Annotated in this window: 15 protein-coding genes and 2 pseudogenes; 11 read left to right on the top strand and 6 right to left on the bottom strand. The window is 56.3% G+C overall.

Going from position 1 to position 17,254, the window contains the following annotated elements; genetic code table 11:
- Positions 1–110 precede the first annotated feature (110 nt).
- Entirely contained in the window at positions 111–311 is a 201-nt protein-coding gene (locus tag CHR62_RS12985; RefSeq protein ID WP_123661200.1) for a heavy-metal-associated domain-containing protein, read from the top strand.
- A gap of 101 nt (positions 312–412) precedes the next feature.
- On the opposite strand, the gene CHR62_RS12980 is transcribed toward CHR62_RS12985, so the two are convergent.
- A complete protein-coding gene (locus CHR62_RS12980) occupies positions 413–529 on the bottom strand; it encodes a four-helix bundle copper-binding protein (RefSeq protein ID WP_158609129.1) in 117 nt (38 codons plus the stop codon).
- A 199-nt stretch (positions 530–728) separates the two neighbouring features.
- Here CHR62_RS12980 and CHR62_RS12975 point away from each other — a divergent pair, with 199 nt between their 5' ends.
- A complete protein-coding gene (locus CHR62_RS12975; protein ID WP_123661199.1) occupies positions 729–1,412 on the top strand; it encodes a heavy metal response regulator transcription factor in 684 nt (227 codons plus the stop codon).
- Positions 1,413–2,843 carry a Cu(+)/Ag(+) sensor histidine kinase gene (locus CHR62_RS12970; protein WP_346727030.1) on the top strand — a complete coding sequence of 477 codons (1,431 nt, stop codon included), beginning with the start codon at positions 1,413–1,415 and terminating at the stop codon, positions 2,841–2,843.
- 150 nt (positions 2,844–2,993) lie between these two features.
- On the opposite strand, the gene CHR62_RS12965 is transcribed toward CHR62_RS12970, so the two are convergent.
- The 3 genes and pseudogenes from CHR62_RS12965 to CHR62_RS15855 all read right to left on the bottom strand — a co-directional run.
- Entirely contained in the window at positions 2,994–3,230 is a 237-nt protein-coding gene (locus CHR62_RS12965) for a DUF2933 domain-containing protein (protein WP_123661198.1), read from the bottom strand.
- Between the two features lie 99 nt (positions 3,231–3,329).
- The gene (locus CHR62_RS12960) at positions 3,330–3,641 is read right to left on the bottom strand and encodes a heavy-metal-associated domain-containing protein (RefSeq protein ID WP_123661197.1); all 312 of its coding nucleotides are present in this window, start codon (positions 3,639–3,641) and stop codon (positions 3,330–3,332) included.
- 233 nt (positions 3,642–3,874) lie between these two features.
- Positions 3,875–4,145 (bottom strand): annotated as a pseudogene (locus CHR62_RS15855) (isoprenylcysteine carboxylmethyltransferase family protein); the annotation flags it as partial.
- A 580-nt stretch (positions 4,146–4,725) separates the two neighbouring features.
- Between CHR62_RS15855 and CHR62_RS12955 the strand changes: the two are divergent.
- The 7 genes from CHR62_RS12955 (at position 4,726) to CHR62_RS12925 (ending at position 12,565) form a co-directional block, all read left to right on the top strand.
- Positions 4,726–5,028 carry a DUF2933 domain-containing protein gene (locus CHR62_RS12955; protein ID WP_123661196.1) on the top strand — a complete coding sequence of 101 codons (303 nt, stop codon included), beginning with the start codon at positions 4,726–4,728 and terminating at the stop codon, positions 5,026–5,028.
- Position 5,029: 1 nt separating this feature from the next.
- Entirely contained in the window at positions 5,030–5,692 is a 663-nt protein-coding gene (locus tag CHR62_RS12950; RefSeq protein WP_123661195.1) for an isoprenylcysteine carboxylmethyltransferase family protein, read from the top strand.
- The gene (locus CHR62_RS12945) at positions 5,692–8,049 is read left to right on the top strand and encodes a cation-translocating P-type ATPase (RefSeq protein ID WP_123661194.1); all 2,358 of its coding nucleotides are present in this window, start codon (positions 5,692–5,694) and stop codon (positions 8,047–8,049) included. The genes CHR62_RS12950 and CHR62_RS12945 overlap by 1 nt, the downstream gene beginning before the upstream one ends.
- A complete protein-coding gene (locus tag CHR62_RS12940) occupies positions 8,042–9,427 on the top strand; it encodes an MBL fold metallo-hydrolase RNA specificity domain-containing protein (RefSeq protein WP_123661193.1) in 1,386 nt (461 codons plus the stop codon). The genes CHR62_RS12945 and CHR62_RS12940 overlap by 8 nt, the downstream gene beginning before the upstream one ends.
- On the top strand, positions 9,424–10,944 hold the full coding sequence (locus tag CHR62_RS12935; RefSeq protein WP_102071069.1) for a thymidine phosphorylase family protein: 1,521 nt from the start codon (positions 9,424–9,426) through the stop codon (positions 10,942–10,944). The genes CHR62_RS12940 and CHR62_RS12935 overlap by 4 nt, the downstream gene beginning before the upstream one ends.
- The gene (locus CHR62_RS12930; RefSeq protein WP_123661192.1) at positions 10,941–11,855 is read left to right on the top strand and encodes a ribose-phosphate diphosphokinase; all 915 of its coding nucleotides are present in this window, start codon (positions 10,941–10,943) and stop codon (positions 11,853–11,855) included. The genes CHR62_RS12935 and CHR62_RS12930 overlap by 4 nt, the downstream gene beginning before the upstream one ends.
- Positions 11,856–12,022: 167 nt before the next feature.
- Positions 12,023–12,565 (top strand): hypothetical protein, encoded by a 543-nt coding sequence (locus tag CHR62_RS12925; RefSeq protein ID WP_199722945.1) that lies wholly within the window; start codon positions 12,023–12,025, stop codon positions 12,563–12,565.
- 235 nt (positions 12,566–12,800) lie between these two features.
- Here CHR62_RS12925 and CHR62_RS12920 read toward each other — a convergent pair whose 3' ends face one another.
- On the bottom strand, positions 12,801–14,927 hold the full coding sequence (locus CHR62_RS12920; protein WP_123661191.1) for a replication endonuclease: 2,127 nt from the start codon (positions 14,925–14,927) through the stop codon (positions 12,801–12,803).
- A gap of 317 nt (positions 14,928–15,244) precedes the next feature.
- On the opposite strand from CHR62_RS12920, the pseudogene CHR62_RS12915 reads away from it, so the two are divergent.
- Positions 15,245–16,800: pseudogene (locus tag CHR62_RS12915) on the top strand (IS3 family transposase).
- A gap of 116 nt (positions 16,801–16,916) precedes the next feature.
- On the opposite strand, the gene CHR62_RS12910 reads toward CHR62_RS12915, so the two are convergent.
- The gene (locus CHR62_RS12910) at positions 16,917–17,228 is read right to left on the bottom strand and encodes an AlpA family transcriptional regulator (RefSeq protein WP_123661190.1); all 312 of its coding nucleotides are present in this window, start codon (positions 17,226–17,228) and stop codon (positions 16,917–16,919) included.
- Positions 17,229–17,254: the final 26 nt, after the last annotated feature.

Below are 17,254 nucleotides of genomic sequence, written 5' to 3'. Positions count from 1 at the left end.
CTGGAGAAACTCGGACAATAATTTAGTAATACGGGTAAATATAGCTAAGGGCTGGCTTGACATTGCTACCGTAGGAAGGTTTAAGGTGTCTTTTACTTTAGGAGAGTGCAATGATTGAGTTTGAAGTGAAGGATATGACGTGTGGCCATTGCGTGGATACGATCGCTCGTGCCGTTAAGGAAACCGTCCCGACGGCATCCGTTCACATTGATCTTTCCCAACATTTGGTCCGTGTGGAGGGGTCATCCAATCTGGATGTCATCGAACGCGCCATTCGAGAGGTCGGATATACGCCGGTGCTCAAGGCTTAATGGGTCAGATACATTAAACGGACTGGCCCTGATTTTCCCAGTTCACTTCGACCTTTTCGGTTAGGGGGTAGGTCGTCTTCAATCAGCGCTCAGTGAGCCATTTACTCAAACACTTCTACGCATTTTCGACACGCTTCGGCGCGATGCTGATAATGCTTCATCTGATGCTGACTACATTCTTGAACGCATGCTTCGCAGATGCTCGCACATTCCTGCACAACGTTTGAGCAAATTCACCGCCGCTCCGCTGTTCAAGAGAAACTTGTCTGCAATCGGCAGATTACAATTTTGTAATTCTCCAGTCATCGTGCTGTCAGCTTCGCGCGGGTAGAGTCTTGCTATGAATTCTGACGATGCCGGGTCAGAGCGCCGCCTTTGATTCAGGCGCAAAACAGAAGGAATTTGCAGGAGTGACCCATGAAACTACTCGTCGTTGAAGATGAGATAAAAACCGGCGAGTATGTGCGCCAAGGCTTGATGGAGTCTGGATTTGTGGTCGATCTGGCTCGTACGGGCCTGGACGGGCATCACCTTGCGCTGACTGAAGACTATGATTTGATCATCCTGGATGTCATGCTGCCGGATGTTGACGGTTGGCGTATTCTTCAAGCCTTGCGCGAAGCGAAATCGACTACACCAGTATTGTTCTTGACGGCGCGCGATAGCGTGGAAGACCGGGTCAAGGGCCTGGAGCTGGGTGCCGACGATTATTTGATTAAGCCTTTTGCTTTCTCGGAACTGCTCGCGCGAGTGCGTACCTTACTGCGCCGAGGAACCATGTCAATCTTTCATGATCAATTGCAAGTGGCCGACCTCGTGCTGGACATCCCTCGTCGGCGAGCAACGCGGCAAGAGGTACTCATTAATCTAACCAACAAAGAGTTCGCGTTGCTCGAACTGTTGGTGCGCCGCCAAGGCGAGGTATTGCCACGGTCCCTGATAGCCTCCCAAGTATGGGACATGAATTTTGACAGTGATACCAATGTCATTGACGTGGCGATTCGGCGCCTGCGCGCTAAAATCGACGACGCCTTTGAACCCAAGCTAATCCATACCGTTCGCGGCATGGGTTACATGCTTGATGTCAGCAGCGCGAACTGAATGATGGCACGTCGTCCCGTGTCCCTGGCCCTGCGCCTGACGATATCCATCGGAGCAGTCATAACGGTGGTGCTTCTTACGTTTGGATGGATGGTCGAACGATCCATTAATAGCCACTTTGTTCAGCAGGATGTTGATGAACTTAATGCTGTTGTTCAATCTCTGGCGAAGTCACTTTCCGGACCGCCAGCCAGTCAAGAACCAAATGCGCTGAGGCAACAGTTGGCCGCGGCGATATCAGGTCACCATAATGCGCAGTTTCGCATTTCGGACCTTACCGGAAATGTGATTTACGCTACGCCTAATTCGAATCTTGATGGTTTTGCACGATTGGCTCCCATTACGGACACGATAGATCTTGACTCGGTAAAAATCTGGCGAGATAAGGGACAAACCTACAGAGGTGCTGTTGTGCAGCTCATGCAAAAGGGCTTTCCAGACGGAAAGCCCTTAACCATAGCGGTTGCCACCGAGATCAATTTCCATTTGCACTATCTTGAAAGCTTCCGTAGCTACCTGAGAATTATTACCGTGGCGGCGTGCTTGATTGCGATTTTGGCGACATGGTTTGCTGTTTATCAAGGCCATGCGCCAATTCGACGCATTAGCCAGGAAATCAGACGCATTAGATCAGATCAATTGCATATCCGACTCGCCCCTGAGACAGTACCAGTCGAATTGACCGAGTTGGCGATGTCGTTTAACGACATGCTCGAGCGAATTGAAGGGGTCTTTCGACGGCTCTCCAATTTTTCGGCTGATATCGCCCATGAACTGCGTACCCCGATCACCAATTTGAAGACACAAACGGAAGTTGCCCTATCCCAAGCACGTAGCATTGAGCAGTATCGCGAAATTCTGTATTCGAATCTGGAAGAGTACGAACGTATGGCCAAAATGGTCGCAGATATGCTGTTTTTGGCGCAAGCCGATAATAACCAGCTCAAACCTGAGCTGGTCAGTGTGAATCTGGCTGCGGAAGTGCAAGGTCTATTTGATTACTTCGAGGCATGGGCTGAAGAACGCTCTGTTTCATTGATACGCGAAGGACCAGTCTTACGTATTCAGGGCGATAGCTTGATGATACGCCGCGCCCTGACCAATCTTTTATCTAATGCCATACGCTATACCCCTGAGGGGCGCGCAGTCACAGTTTCACTAGCAGTGAACAGCAACGATATGGTGATTATTTGTGTAAAAAACCCGGGGCTAATGATTAATTCCGAACATCTTCCCAGATTGTTTGACCGATTTTACCGCGCGGATCCTTCACGCCAACGTAAGGGCGACGGAGCCGGTTTAGGCCTAGCCATTGTCAAATCGATTATTGACACACATGGCGGCACCATTACTGCAAAAAATGAGGATGGGCAAATAGTTTTTGAGATCAAACTTCCTCGGGATCGAGATCGCGCGACTTACAACAGTTAACTATTAAGTAAGTAGATCGACTGGCGGTTCTGAAAGGTAACTACGCACTGGGCGCTTTAGCGGCGACGTTATCGCCGCCTCCTCGGGCGGATAGTCACCGTTGCCAGCAGCAGCGATCTTATTTACCTTCGGTTGTTTCGTCGCGCTGCGTCAATCTGGTTCGCTCGAATTGCCATGTTGGTGTCCGCCGTGCCCACGCATCAGATGTATCAGCGGACAGGCTGCAAGGAGTAAATAAGGCCACCAACCGGCGATATGCCCCCAATGCTCCCGCAGTAGGTAAAAACCCGTCACTAGGACGAGGGAAATCCAAGCCTTGGCCCCCGGACGCGCCCAAAACGAGGTAGATGGCCGCAGGTGCTCGGGGTCGGACGGATGATGGTTCATGTGTAGGATCTCCAATTGGGATGGCTGAGTCTAGTCTTTCTAGGATACGGGAGGCCATCAGCGTGTTCGGCGAAATATCGACCAACTACTTCGCCAGGCTCAGTGCCCGCAGCAGCATCCCCCGCGGTTTGCTCGAGGGTCGCTGCTAGAGCCCCCCGGGGCGGCTCCTTGAGTGCCTTCCACACTGACTGCGCTGCCGGTCAGCGGCTCAGAAGGGTAGCCCGCCGCCGCGAGAGCCTGTAGCAAGGCAGGTTGTACCGCAGCGATGTCGTCCACTTGGGCGCGCGCCATGCCCCGCGCAAGGTCCACCTCCGCGTTACGCACCCCAGGTATGCTGAGAAGTGCCCGGGTCACTCGGGCGACGCAGGCGCCGCAAGTCATTCCTGCTACCTTAAATTCGATTTGTTCCATACGTTACTCCTTAGGTGTCAATTCGATCCGAAGGGTAGGGTGAGCCGGTAGGTCGCCTCGGTTTCCTCTACCCGGCAGTCCCACATTGCGTTCTGCCAATAACAAGATAAACCTTCCCATCGTGACAAGGTCAAGCAATATCGCTACCGATTCTATCCCGGTTCCGGATAGCGATCGATTTCGGCGCGCTCCAAGCCGGACAGCAGATAGAAACCATATTCCAGGAAAAACTAGCTAGTCGTGTGCAACTCACCGAAGTGCAGATCTACTTTCGACTCGAACAGCGTCGACCACGAGTGGCCAACCGTCGTGCGACAGTGGCTCGTCGGTTGGGAGGCGCTTCTGAAGCCATCCTGAGAACAGGTAAAGCGTCAGTGGGAAGCCATACATTTCCACGAACAAAGCTACAACGAATGCCGTAAACGCCTTGAATGTTCGCCAGTCTCGCCCGGTGGTCGATTTGAAAAAACCGAAAGCGGAGGTCGCAGAGTAGAGAATCACCAGTGACTATAGCCCGTAGGCCGATTCAGCACGGTTAAAACGAGGACAAACGGGCTTCACCAAGCCGTGAATAAGCGCTTTGATGCTTGATCTGTTCGTGGAAGTCCACCTCAAACGAGTGGTTCTGTTTGCTGTGATTACAAAAATGTAATTGTGGAGTCATCGGATTGAAAGGGGCGCTTAAATATATTGAAACCGTTGTTCAGTGCAATTCAGTCCATACCGCGCCGGGCTTGCCGGATTTCAACTTCGAACTAATTAGGAGATGTGCGCATGAAACGACTAACCGAGTGGGTCGTTTCAACGTCGGGCATCTCGAGAAAGATTAAGCAGAGCGGTACGTACTTGAGCCGCCGTTACTTCGGATCGCACGAGGGAGCAGGGAAGTATGACCCACATGGCTCAAGCCGGTTTCGACCGTGCGAACCCAGTGTGCGCGCACGAACCGCCAGTCTAGGCGATGAAGACCCGAGGCGCATCCGGGCCAAACGCAATGAAATTGCTACAAATGTAAGCCTTACGTCGATATCGACTCCTTCCAAAACTGCTCGCCATCCCGGCGCCATTCGCAGAGGGCACTTCCATGTCTATCAACCACACCTCGCCTAAGCGCCGGCGCTGGACTCTCTGGGTCTTCCTAGCGCTGGCAGCGTTTTACCTAATTGCGGAGCACCGTGCTCATCTCGCGGGATCGCTGCGCTGGTTGCCGCTGGGCCTTCTACTGCTGTGTCCCTTAATGCATAAGTTCATGCACGGCGGTCATGGTGACCACGGTCGTGATGATGACGAGAACAAAGCGGATCGCCCGCCCGATGGCGGACATGCCAGTATGCGCGATAGCGCTTCATCGAAGGACAGCTCCGATATATCTTCAGGAAGGCACTGACATGCATGAATCTCAAGGCGAATATGGCCTATGGCTCCTTGCCGCCATTAACGCAGCATTCTTTATCTTCTTCGCTTGGAGCTTTTATAAGCCGTTGACCAGATGGGATTGGCGGGGGTTTGGGATGTTCTCGGCGTTTGTCGTGGCGTTGTTTGCTGAGATGTACGGGTTTCCGCTCACGCTTTACCTGCTGTCCGGCTGGCTGAGCGCGACCTATCCACAAGTAGACTGGCTCAGCCATGACGCAGGGCACTTGCTTGAAATGTGGTTCGGATGGCGCGCCAACCCGCATTTTGGGCCGTTTCATTTGGCGAGTTTCGTGCTGATGGGCGGTGGGTTCTGGCTGCTGGCGTCTGTCTGGCCGATCTTGTACCAGGCACAGCGCGAGGGTCGGGTCGCGCGGGAGGGCATCTACGCACGCATCCGCCATCCGCAATACGTGGCGTTTGCCCTAGTGGTGACTGGATTCTTACTACAGTGGCCGACGTTGATCACGATTATCTTCTACCCCGTGCTGCTGTGGGCCTATGCGCGGTTGGCTCGGCGTGAGGAGCGCGACAGTTTGGCTCGTTTTGGCGACGATTACGCCCGCTACATGCGCGAGGTGCCCGCATTCCTGCCTCGACGCCGGCGAGCTCATGATTCACACGAAGGGGAACTTTGATGCCTGTCCATAAAACAGCGGCGAGGACGCGCACTTGGCCTATTGGCGGCATGGTGAGCGCCGGATGCGCGCGCACCCTAGAGAAAGTAGTCGCGGCCGTACCAGGCGTCACCGCAGTATCCGCCAACTACGCCAATGCGAGCCTGCAAGTGTCCTTTGATCCTACTAGTCTCTCGACTGGGGCGGTCGCCGCCGCGATCAGGAAATGCGGATTCGATTGTGAGGCGGTGGGGCAAGATGCCGAGCCGACGCCAGAAGTTGGGCGTAAGCAGCCGCACAGCGCGCATGCGGAGGCCCATGACGCGCACGCCGGCATGCACCACGGAAACGATTTGCATGCCGCAGCCCGCGATATGCGCCGCCGCTTTCTGGTCGCGCTCGCCTTTGCGATCCCGGTATTCCTATGGTCGCCGATGGGCATGATGGAACCGCCGCCCGTTCCTTTCGGTCTGCGAGAGAATGTCTGGCTATTCCTGCTGGCGACCGGCGGGGTGCTGTATCCCGGGTGGCCATTCTTCGCCGCCGCGGTTCGCTCGCTGCGGCGCGGCGTTCTCGACATGGCGGTGCTGGTGCTACTGAGCGTCGGCACCGGCTACGGGTTTAGTATAGCTTCAACGTTTCTCTTCGACGGTCCCAACTTTTTCGAGGCGTCCGCCGTCCTGCTCACTTTTGTCCTGCTAGGTCACTGGCTCGAGATGCGGGCCCGCGCCGGTGCTTCGGATGCGATGAAGGCCCTGCTGAAGCTCTCACCGCCGCGCGCCGTTGTGCGACGCAGCGGTCAAGAGATTGAGATGGCGACCGCGGAGGTGTTGGTCGGAGACCTAGTGGTCGTGCGCCCGGGTGCAAAAGTCCCTGTTGACGGGGTTGTGACGGAAGGCAGCTCCCAGGTCGATGAGTCGATGCTGACCGGAGAATCCATGCCTGTGCGCAAGGATCCAGGCGCACTCGTGGTCGCTGGGTCGATCAACAAGAGTGGCGCGTTTACCTACAGCGCCACCAAAATCGGCAGTGACACCGCGCTCGCACAGATCATCAAACTTGTGCAGGACGCACAGAATTCCAAGGCGCCCGCCCAGTTGCTCGCCGACCGCGCCTCGCAATGGCTCGTGCTTGCAGCCATCGTGATCGGCTTGGGGACGTTCGCCGTGTGGTTCTGGTGGTTGGGCCAGCCGTTGCTCTTTGCTCTCACGCTCACGATTACCGTTTTTGTAATCGCTTGTCCGGACGCGCTTGGATTAGCGACACCCATGGCGATCATGATTGGGACGGGGTTAGGAGCCCGCCACGGCATCCTCTTTAAGCATGCGGAATCCATCGAGAAAAGCGCCCGGCTGGACGTCGTGATTTTCGACAAGACTGGCACTCTAACCGTGGGCGCCCCGGAGGTCGTCGACATGGCCATCGCAGCGGGCTGGACGCAGGACCGGCTGCTCGCGGTCGCCGCTGCTGTGGAATCGCACTCCGAGCATCCGCTGGCACAGGCCATCCTGAAGCGGGCCGGTCCGATCTCAGAACGCGCCACTGCCTTCACCAACATCGATGGGCAAGGCGCCATGGGTGTGGTCGACGGCGTGCAGGTGTTGCTTGGCAACCGCCTGCTCATGGTAGAACACGGTATCGACCTTGGCGTGTTGGAAGTCGACGCGCAACGCCTAACCGGCGCAGGTCGCACCGTAATCTTTGCCTCGGTCGGTGGTCAGCTCGTTGGTCTTATTGCAATTGCTGACGCGATTCGTGAGACGTCGCGCGCAGCGATCGATGAGCTGCACCGGCGCAGCATAAAGGTCGCCATGATCACTGGCGACAACCGGCCGACCGCCGAGCGCGTGGCTCGAGATCTCGGGATCGATATCGTGCTGGCTGATGTGTTGCCTGGGGGCAAGGCCGACGAAGTCAAAAAGCTGCAAGCGCAGGGTCTCAAGGTCGGCATGGTCGGCGACGGCATCAACGACGCCCCGGCACTTACGCAGGCCGACGTCGGCTTTGCAATCGGCGCCGGTACGGACGTGGCTATCGACAGCGCGGACATCGTCCTGATGCGCAGCGATCCGCACGACGTTGTCCGAGCGATTACCGTAGCCCGAGCGACGCTGCGTAAGATGCACCAGAACCTGGCCTGGGCGGTCGGCTACAACGTGTTCGCCTTTCCGTTGGCAGCCGGCGTGCTGTACCCCTTTACGCTGTCACCCGAGGTTGCTGCTCTTTCGATGTCGGGTAGTTCAGTCATCGTGGCTCTCAACGCGCTGCTGCTACGGCGGGTCCGGCTGGCTCCGCGTAGTGCCGCCGCAACATCCTCTTCCTCGCCTCTCAACGCTGCGGGCTCGCCGCTCGCCCCTGATCGGGGCACTCATGAATAACAATATTGGACCTACTCTCCAGTTTTTAGGCGCTGCGGGCACTGTGACTGGTTCCCGGTATCTTGTGGAAGCCAACGGGCGCCGCGTGCTCGTGGACTGCGGTCTGTTCCAAGGCTACAAGCAGTTGCGTGATCGCAACTGGGCACCGTTTCCCGTCGACCCCACATCAATCGACGCCCTAGTACTTACCCATGCTCACTTGGACCATTCGGGATACGTGCCTGCACTGGTTAAACAAGGTTTTCGTGGCCGTATCCACTGCACCAATGCGACTGTAGCCCTGTGCGGTCTATTACTCCCGGACAGCGGACACTTGCTCGAAGAGGCGGCGCAATACGCGGCGCGCAAAGGCTTTTCCAAGCACAAGGAGCCCCTCCCGCTCTATACCGAGCGCGACGCGAGGCAAAGCCTGCGCCAGCTGCAAGGACACGCCTACGAGCTCGATATCGAGGTCGCACCCGGCATCCAGGCCCGATTCCACCCAGCTGGCCACATTCTGGGCGCCGCCCATATCAGCCTGGATGTGCAAGGCCGACGCCTGCACTTCAGCGGGGACCTGGGGCGGCAACACGAATCGCTCATGAATCCCCCCTCATCGCTTCCCGGCTGTGACGTGTTGGTCTGCGAATCCACTTATGGCAATCGATCACATGTAAACGTGGACCAGGAAGCGGAGCTTGGGCCTATCGTGCGTCGAGTGGCTGCTCGCGGCGGGGTGATTGTCATACCTGCGTTTGCTGTAGGTCGCGCGCAGGCGCTGATGCTGCACTTGGCGCGGCTGCAGCAGCGGGGCGAGATCCCATCGTTGCCGGTCTACCTTGACAGCCCAATGGCAGTGAATGCGACCCGACACTACCACGCGCATCATGACGAACACCACGTATCCAACGAGGACTGCCAGCGCATGTACGAGCTGGCGACTTTCGTCAACAGCGTCGACGAATCGAAAGCGCTTGACCGACGCCGTGTGCCGATGATTATTATCTCGGCCAGCGGCATGGCCACCGGTGGTCGCGTGCTGCACCATATCGAGGCCTTCGGATCTGATTACCGAAACGCGATCCTGCTGTCGGGTTATCAGGCAGGCGGCACGCGAGGCGCCGCACTTGCCGCGGGCGTCCGCACACTGCGTATGTTCGGTCGCGACGTTCCTATTCGCGCCGAAGTGGTGCAGCTGCAGGGATTTTCTGGCCATGCCGACGCCACCGAACTGCTGGACTGGATGCGGACTGCGCCTTCGGCACCGCACATGGTGTACGTCACCCATGGCGAACCGGATGCTGCCGACACGCTGCGGATCAGCATTCAGCGAGAACTAGGCTGGCAAGCGCGTGTGCCGGAACACCTGGAACGCGTGGAGCTGGAGGCAGTGCGATGACTGTATCTGCGTCAAGCCATACATCCTTGCGAGTTACCCGTGCCGGTATTGATACCTATCAACAGCCGATCGCGTATATGCACCGCGATTGCGAAGTGTGCCGCTCTGAAGGCTTTGTTGCCATGACCCGAGTTCGGATACAGGTGGGCGACCGGTTCTTGACCGCAACATTAAATGTGGTGGTGAACGAACAGATTGCCCTTGATGAAGTGGCATTGTCTGAGGCTGCTTGGAACATCCTAGAGCCGGACGTCGACGCGCGGGCAACCGTTCGACACCCTGCGCCTGCCGCTTCGGCTGGAGCGTTGCGTGCCAAGGTCTTCGGGGCGCGTCTGGACGATGCACAATACCTCACGCTGGTAGAGGATGTGGTAGAAAGTCGTCTCTCTGATCTAGAGTTGGCGGCCTTCGTCTCAGCTAGTGCCGGTGAACGCCTCGACCATGGAGAAACCACCGGGTTAACCCGCGCAATGATCTCCGTCGGGCAGCGATTAGACTGGGGGGAGGGCACTGTGTTGGACAAGCACTGCGTCGGTGGGCTGCCCGGCAATCGCACGACACCGATTGTGGTGGCTATTATTGCAGCGCTGGGCTATCTCATCCCTAAAACGTCCTCTCGGGCGATCACCTCCCCGGCGGGTACGGCCGATACGATGGAAGTCATGGCGCCGGTCTCGCTGGACATACCGGCGATGCGCCGCGTGGTCGAGCGCGAGGGAGGTTGCATCGTCTGGGGCGGGAACGTTCGCCTAAGTCCTGCGGACGATGTTCTCATTCGTATTCAACGGCCGCTGGATTTCGACAGTGACGGGCAATTGGTCGCCAGTGTGCTGTCCAAGAAGGTCGCCGCCGGATCCACGCATGTGCTGATCGACATGCCGGTCGGGCCCACCGCCAAGGTCCGCAGCGACAGTTCAGCGGACAGCCTAGCTGCACGTCTGCGCCACACGGCTGAGGCGGTCGGCCTGCAGTTGGGCATCTATCGCTCCGATGGTACACAGCCGGTGGGTGTGGGAATCGGGCCAGCTCTTGAGGCACGGGATGTTCTCAAAGTCCTAAACAATGACGCCGACGCGCCGGCCGACCTCAAAGAGCGAGCGATTGCCTTGGCGGGTGCCTTACTCGAGTTGGCCCCTGGAAGCGCCTCAGGCACCGGGATCCAACGTGCGCGCGCGGTATTGCACTCCCGGCAAGCGCTGGCAAAGTTCCTTGCCATCTGCGAGGCTCAAGGTGGATTTCGAGAGCCTCCACAGGCGGCATTAACCGCCGATGTCGCCGCCCCCTTGGAGGGGCGCATTACAGCGATCGACAATCGACGCCTTGCACGTATTGCGAAGCTGGCCGGGGCGCCGACTTCGCCCGCCGCCGGTTTGGAAACGGCGTTGCGGGTCGGCAATACGGTGCAGCACGGCCAGCCCCTTTTTACCGTGCACGCGCAATCGCGCGGTGAGCTTGCCTATGCTCTGGAGTACGCTAGGATCAATCAGCCATTCTCAATTTCTACGGAGGGCGCATGACCCGAGTTTTGATGCCTTTTCCCGCTGACGCTACCTTGGCTGCTACCATCGCTACACATCTCCAAGCGCGCGTGGCGCCAATAGCTTGGCGGCACTTTCCCGACGGTGAGTCGCTCGTCACGTTAGACGATGACCTCGAAGGGGCGGATGTGGCGATTTTGGCCACGCTGCGCAACCCAGATCCACTGGCTTTGCCGTTGCTGTTTGCGGCCCACACTGCCCGTGAGTTTGGCGCACGCTCGGTCGGATTGATTGCGCCGTACCTGGCCTATATGCGCCAGGATACCCGCTTTCACGGCGGCGAAGCGGTCAGTGTGCCGCTCTTTGCTCGATTTCTGGAAGAGGCCTTTGATTGGTTGGTGACCGTGGATCCTCACCTGCACCGGATCCGGCAACTGCAGTCGTTGTATCGTATTCCCGTCGCTCACGTTTCGGCGATGCCAGCCGTGTCGCGCTGGATCGCTCAGGCGATCCCCGAGGCTATACTGATTGGTCCTGATAGTGAAAGTGAGCAATGGGTATCACGCATTGCCCAAGAGGCGCAGTTGCCCTATCAAGTGCTAAACAAGGAGCGGCATGGTGATTACGACGTTCGCGTCAGCCTGCCGGATCCTTCAGCAGTAGCAGGGCGCATCCCCGTACTGGTTGACGATATCGTCTCATCGGGTCACACGATTCTGGAGACGGTGACGCACTTACAGCGCCTTGCGTTACGCGAAGCGGTGCTAGTCACTATCCATCCCGTCTTTGCCGGCAACGCCTATGAACGTCTGCAGGACGCCGGACTTAAACACATTGCCAGCACCGACACTATCGCCCATCCATCCAACGCGATCTCGGTTGGATCCGACCTTGCGGCGGCCGCCTCGGCGCTAATGACTTCTTCATCGGTTTCCTGGGAGGATACATAAACCAGCATCTCACCTGTTGTACCTCCGATCAACTGGCAGCCTCCGAACGCCAGCGCATCGTAGAACTGGCAGCTGCTCATAGACGGGCCGACCCCGAGTTTGCGCACTGGGCTGCCGGCTATGGCGTAATTCGCCACGATCCGCTTACTCAGATACGGGTGCGCCAGATGGTGGACGAGCTTGTCGCCCGTAGCCGCACGCCGGATGCAGCCACTGCCTGGCGGCAGCTCGCCGCGGCCGACCGTCTTACGAGCGCCGGCATGTGGCTGGTCGCGCACATGACGTACGGTCGCCGCGTGCGTACCGACGGCGCGGCGCTCGACGCGGCCGAATTCAAACCCACACCAGAAGGTCATACCGGCGGCTCACTCAACATGGTGCCCGCGTACACGGGGTACCTCCTGATGGACGCGCTGGACGGGGTGACCCGCGCCTGGATGATGGGACAAGGGCACTGCGTTGCCGCGATCGATGCACTCAACGTGCTGGTCGGCAACATGACTGAAGCCCATGCGGCACGCTACGACCGTTCCGACGCGGGCTTGAGTCGCTTCGTCAGCGACTTCTACGCCTACACGCTTAACTCCGATGGGACGCCCGCCTCGCCGCTCGGTTCTGACACATTGCCCCCAGATTTTCAGCGTATCGATGACGTCGTAATCGCAGTGAAGGCCGGGCGGCAGTTTTTTGGGCATGATCGCACTTTCTGAGGAATATAGATATTCCATTATAAGAAATAAAGGAATTTTTATATTCCATGGTGTTGGGCTGGGAGGTCGCACATAAGTAGTTTAGGGTAGTTTGGTCTGGCTGCTTTGGTATTTGAAAATCGGGTTAAAGTCCCTTTTTTGGCGAAATTTTTCTCCTACACCTCTTTTTTGCGGGTGCAATCTCTTGTATTTCTGCTTGTTTTTGCCGTTTATGCTGCGTTTTTGCTGGCAAAAATCAGTGTGGTGGCGGGGCGGGGCTCATGAAGTCGGCGTTGGCAGCGTCAATTGCTGAGTTTTGCCATGATTCTAGGTCGGTCGAAATCTCAAAGCCAGCACTGGCGCGGGTTTCCGCGCCTTGGCCCTGTATAAATAACTGTAAGCTCTCTGAGTTTTTTGCCTCTTTTTTGGCTTGCGCCCTGGCTTTTATGGTCTTGATTAGCGCGGCGATTTGCTCGCCCGTGCTTTCTTCATCGTGCTCTTTCTCCCAGTGCTTAACCTTCCTGCTGATTAATGTAGGGCGGCTGTTTTTATTGGCTTTGTAAAGAAGGGGCGCTTTGTTTAGGCTTGGTTTGGCTGGCTCGCCGTACCGGTTCAGTTTGCGTTTGAAGAGCTTTGCCACAAGGGAGTAGTCGTCTGTGTGACAGAACTCTAAGTAAGCGTCTTTGTACTCCTCGTAGCTGTCAAAATCATCGATGGTTTTATATTCGATGTCATAGTAGTCTTCCATGCGGAAGGCTGGTTTGTACTGCGTCGCGCCAGACTCCAGGAAGATTAGGTAGTGCTCTGGTTTTGTGGTTTCACTGCCTGTCCCGTGCGCGGCGTGCCAGGCGGCCTTCATCTCGGCTGGGAAACGTTCAGCGCTTGCCTCATCACATGCGCGAAGCCATCGCCAAATTCCGACAAAGTCTGCGCTTGTGTAAAAAGTGCGTTTGCCAATCGCTTTGTTGAAGAGCGATTCAGCCGCTGGTTTGTCGCCTTGGTCGTTTGTTTCTTCGCCCTTTTTTTCTTTTTCTGTGTTGAGCGTTTTTAAGGGGTAGGCAAGTAGTTTGCTGATGTAACTTTGAACGCCGCCGTTGGTGTGTTCTTTCTCTATTTTGATGCGGTGCTCTCGCGCGCCCGGCTCGTCGGGCTCGTCGCTGTATAGAAACGCTGTTTTTAAACAGTGTTCGAGTATGTTCTCGTCTTTTATGCGGATGTAGATGATGTAATGCCTATGGGGCGTGCCGTCTTTATGAGGTTCTTGAGCGCCAAAATAGCTGAATTGGGTTTGGTGCTCATTCATCAGCGCGCGGAAATTTTGCCAGCTTTTTTGCAGCCAGTCGGCTGCTAAGCCGGGTGTGATGGCTGGGTCGAATTTTGGGTTTGGCTCGCTAAAGCCTTTGTTCTTTCCCCATCTCGCCAGGCGCGCGCTGTGCATGCGTGATGGCGGTGTAACGGTCACAAAGAAAGCTATGCACCCAAGTTTTTTCATGCGTTTGGCTTGGGCAAGGATACGGATTTGAAGTTCGTGGAATTGCCTGACGGGCGCTTCGAAAGCGATTTCGAACAGGGTTTTGATTGTGCCGCCAGAACTGATGATGCTGCGGGCAAGCCAGTCGTTCATCATGTCGATCTGCTCGTGCTTTCTGTCTATCACGTATCCTGGCAGGTAAGCTTCGCGGCCTGGGCCTGTGCCCATCTGCTGCAAAATTCTGCTGGTCTGTATGGCTGCTTGGTTTGCCTGGGCTTGTATTTTTTTTACCCAAAACTTTGGCTCGCTTGCTCTTTTATAGAAGCCCTGTGCGTCGGTCTGTTTTCGTTTTTTGTAGTTGATAATGCGCTTCACTTCTTGCAGGTCTTCTTCAAACTGCGCTTGGGCTTCCTTGTCCAGTTTGTCGGCAATTTTCTCTTTGTATGACCAGCCGCGAATGAAAAAATCTTCTGCTAGCGAGTTGGCTAGCGCCCTTGCTTTTTGATAGCTGATGTCGATGGCTGGCGCGGCTGGTAGGGTGTGCTGCTGGACTGCTTTGATTAACTCTGCCGCCTGGTTTGCCCCATTTTTAAAGAGCACTCCTAATAGCTTTTTATTGTGGCGCGGGGTGGGGTTGAGTTTGTCAATAGCGCAGAGCACTGGGGCGGCCTTAAGCGCTGTATGCAGGTTTGTTTTCTTGAGGTGCTTGTGAAGCTCTGCCCTAAGCCTTGGGTTTATCCTAAGCCGATTGCACTCAATCTCTAGGATACTGTGATTGACTTGCGCTCTGCCTTCATCCAGCTCGCTGAGCAGTTCGGCGGTTTTGTCTTTCGCCAACGCAAGCAAAACATTTGTGCTCTCGCCGACGTTGTTTGTTGTTCTGCTGCTTTTGTTTGTATACAATAAAGACATAACGCATTTCCCTTGGATTGTTCCATTGGTTTTGTTTTTGAACCCGTCAAAGTTCAGTTTTTGCCACCCTTGGGTGGATTAAAAGCCCCGGCGCTGCTAACGCTGGGGCTTTTTCTTTTTATCGGTTGGATTTGTGGATTGGTTTCTTGTTCATCAGCGAGACGGCATGTTGAACTGCAAGGGCGGCCTGCCTTTCGCTCTCAAACCTCGTGGCTTCGCTTTTTTTGTGGGTTAGGCCGCCCCCGCTGTCAGAATAGTTGGAACCTCTACAGATGTTAGAGTTTGAATCTCCAACCTGGGGCAGAGAGAAGGTTCCCATGAAGTATTCACCCGAGCGGCGCGAAGCCATATTGGCCAAGCTGGAAGCGCCATACAACCGCACCGTCAATGATCTGGCCTCCGAGGAGGGCATTTCAACAGCCACGATATACAACTGGCGCAAGCAGGCCCGCAACACAGGGCGCTTGCTGCCCAATGCGTCTGCCACGACCGAAGGCTGGAGCTCCCAGCAGAAGTTCAATGCTGTGCTGGAAACTGCTGCTCTGACTGAAGAGGAATTAGCCGAATACTGCCGCCGCCGTGGTTTGTATCCTGAGCAGATCCGTCGCTGGCGCGCCAGTTGCGAACAGGCCAATGACCGGTCTGAGCAGGCTGCTGCACGGCATACCGAGGCGACCAAGGCCGAACGTAAACGTATTCGAGAATTGGAGCGGGAGCTGCGCCGCAAAGATGCCGCTTTGGCTGAAACGGCAGCAGTGCTGGCGCTGCGAAAAAAAGTCCAGGCGATCTGGGGGGACGAGGAAAAATGACCAATGCCACAGATCGCCGTCGAATTGTAGAGTTGGTCAATGAAGCCCGAACGGCGGGAGCGCGTCTGCGTCGTGTCTGTGATGAACTGGGTATCGGCCTGAACACTTACCGACGCTGGTCGGTTCAAGGCTGTGAAGACCAGCGATCCCATGTCAGCCGACCCACACCGTCGCATGCGTTGACTCAGAGTGAACGTCAGGCGGTTCTGCACGCCTGCCACCGCCGGGAGTTTGCCAGCTTGCCACCCGCGCAGATCGTTGCCCGATTGCTGGACGATGAACAAACCTACCTGGCCTCGGAATCGACCTTCTACCGCATCCTGCATGCGGCGGGAGAACAGCGTCGTCGTGGACGCCAATCTGCGCCCCGCCATAAAGGACCGCCACGCCGTCATCGTACCGACCACCCCAACGCCGTGTGGAGTTGGGACGTGACCTATCTGCCGACCTTGGTGCGTGGCCAGTTCTTCTACCTGTACCTGATTGTTGATATCTACAGCCGCAAGATTGTCGGCTATGAGGTCTTTGAATCTGAGAACATGGCCAACAGTTCGCAGGTCATTCAACGCGCCGTACTGCGTGAGCAATGCGGTCACCGTCCTCTTGTCTTGCACGGCGACAACGGTTCGGCCATGAAGGGCTCGACCATCTATACCAAGCTCGAAGAGCTGGGCGTCACGCCATCGCACAGCCGCGCACGGGTCTCGAACGATAACGCCTGTTCTGAGTCTCTGTTCCGTACCTGCAAATACCATCCTGCCTTCCCGGCAACGGGCTTCACTGATCTGACCGACACACGCCAATGGGTGGGGCAATTCGTGCACTGGTACAACGAACAGCATCGCCATAGCGAAATCCGTTACGTCACACCTGCGCAACGCCATGCCGGGCTGGACCACAGCATTCTTGCTCGACGCCATGCTCTGTATCAGGCTGCTCGCGCCCATCACCCTGCACGCTGGTCGGGAAAAACGCGCAACTGGCAACCCATAGGCAGCGTCTGGCTGAATCCAGAAAAGGAAACGACCGTTATCCATGATCAGAATGAGTTAAAAGCAGCATGACTCATGTTCCAACTACCTTGACAGACGCAGGCCGGTTTGGCTTACAAACAAAATTTCTCTCGTCCTGGCGTGCCTGACGGCCGCTAAAAACTCGTCGGCGCTCATTTTCTACACCTTTATATCAGGTCGATTTTTGGAAGGCCGGCTTTGCGCGGGCGTCCGATCCTTTTTGTTTCCTGCCTGGGTTTCGGTGTTGGCGGCTCATCTGGCGCCACTACTACAGCCTGGCGCGCGTCATTTATCCACTTTTGGACGTCTTCCACATGCCAGCGCGCGTGCGCTCCTGGCAGGTTAAGTGGAGGGGGGATTATCCCCGCTGGCGCTTTTCCATGTTTGATTCTCCAAATAGCAGTTCTGAGGGCCTCTTTTCTCATGCCCAAAATTTTGCAGAGCTCGCCTGAGGTGATGATTTGTTGTGTCATTTGCATGTTGATCACTCTTAAAACTTACATGT

Origin of the sequence: Pusillimonas sp. NJUB218 (assembly GCF_003788685.1) — a bacterium.
In the GTDB taxonomy this organism is placed as follows: Bacteria; Pseudomonadota; Gammaproteobacteria; order Burkholderiales; family Burkholderiaceae_B; genus Neopusillimonas.
Note: the sequence above shows the minus strand (reverse complement) of the source record. Positions and strands in the feature narration are given on the sequence as shown.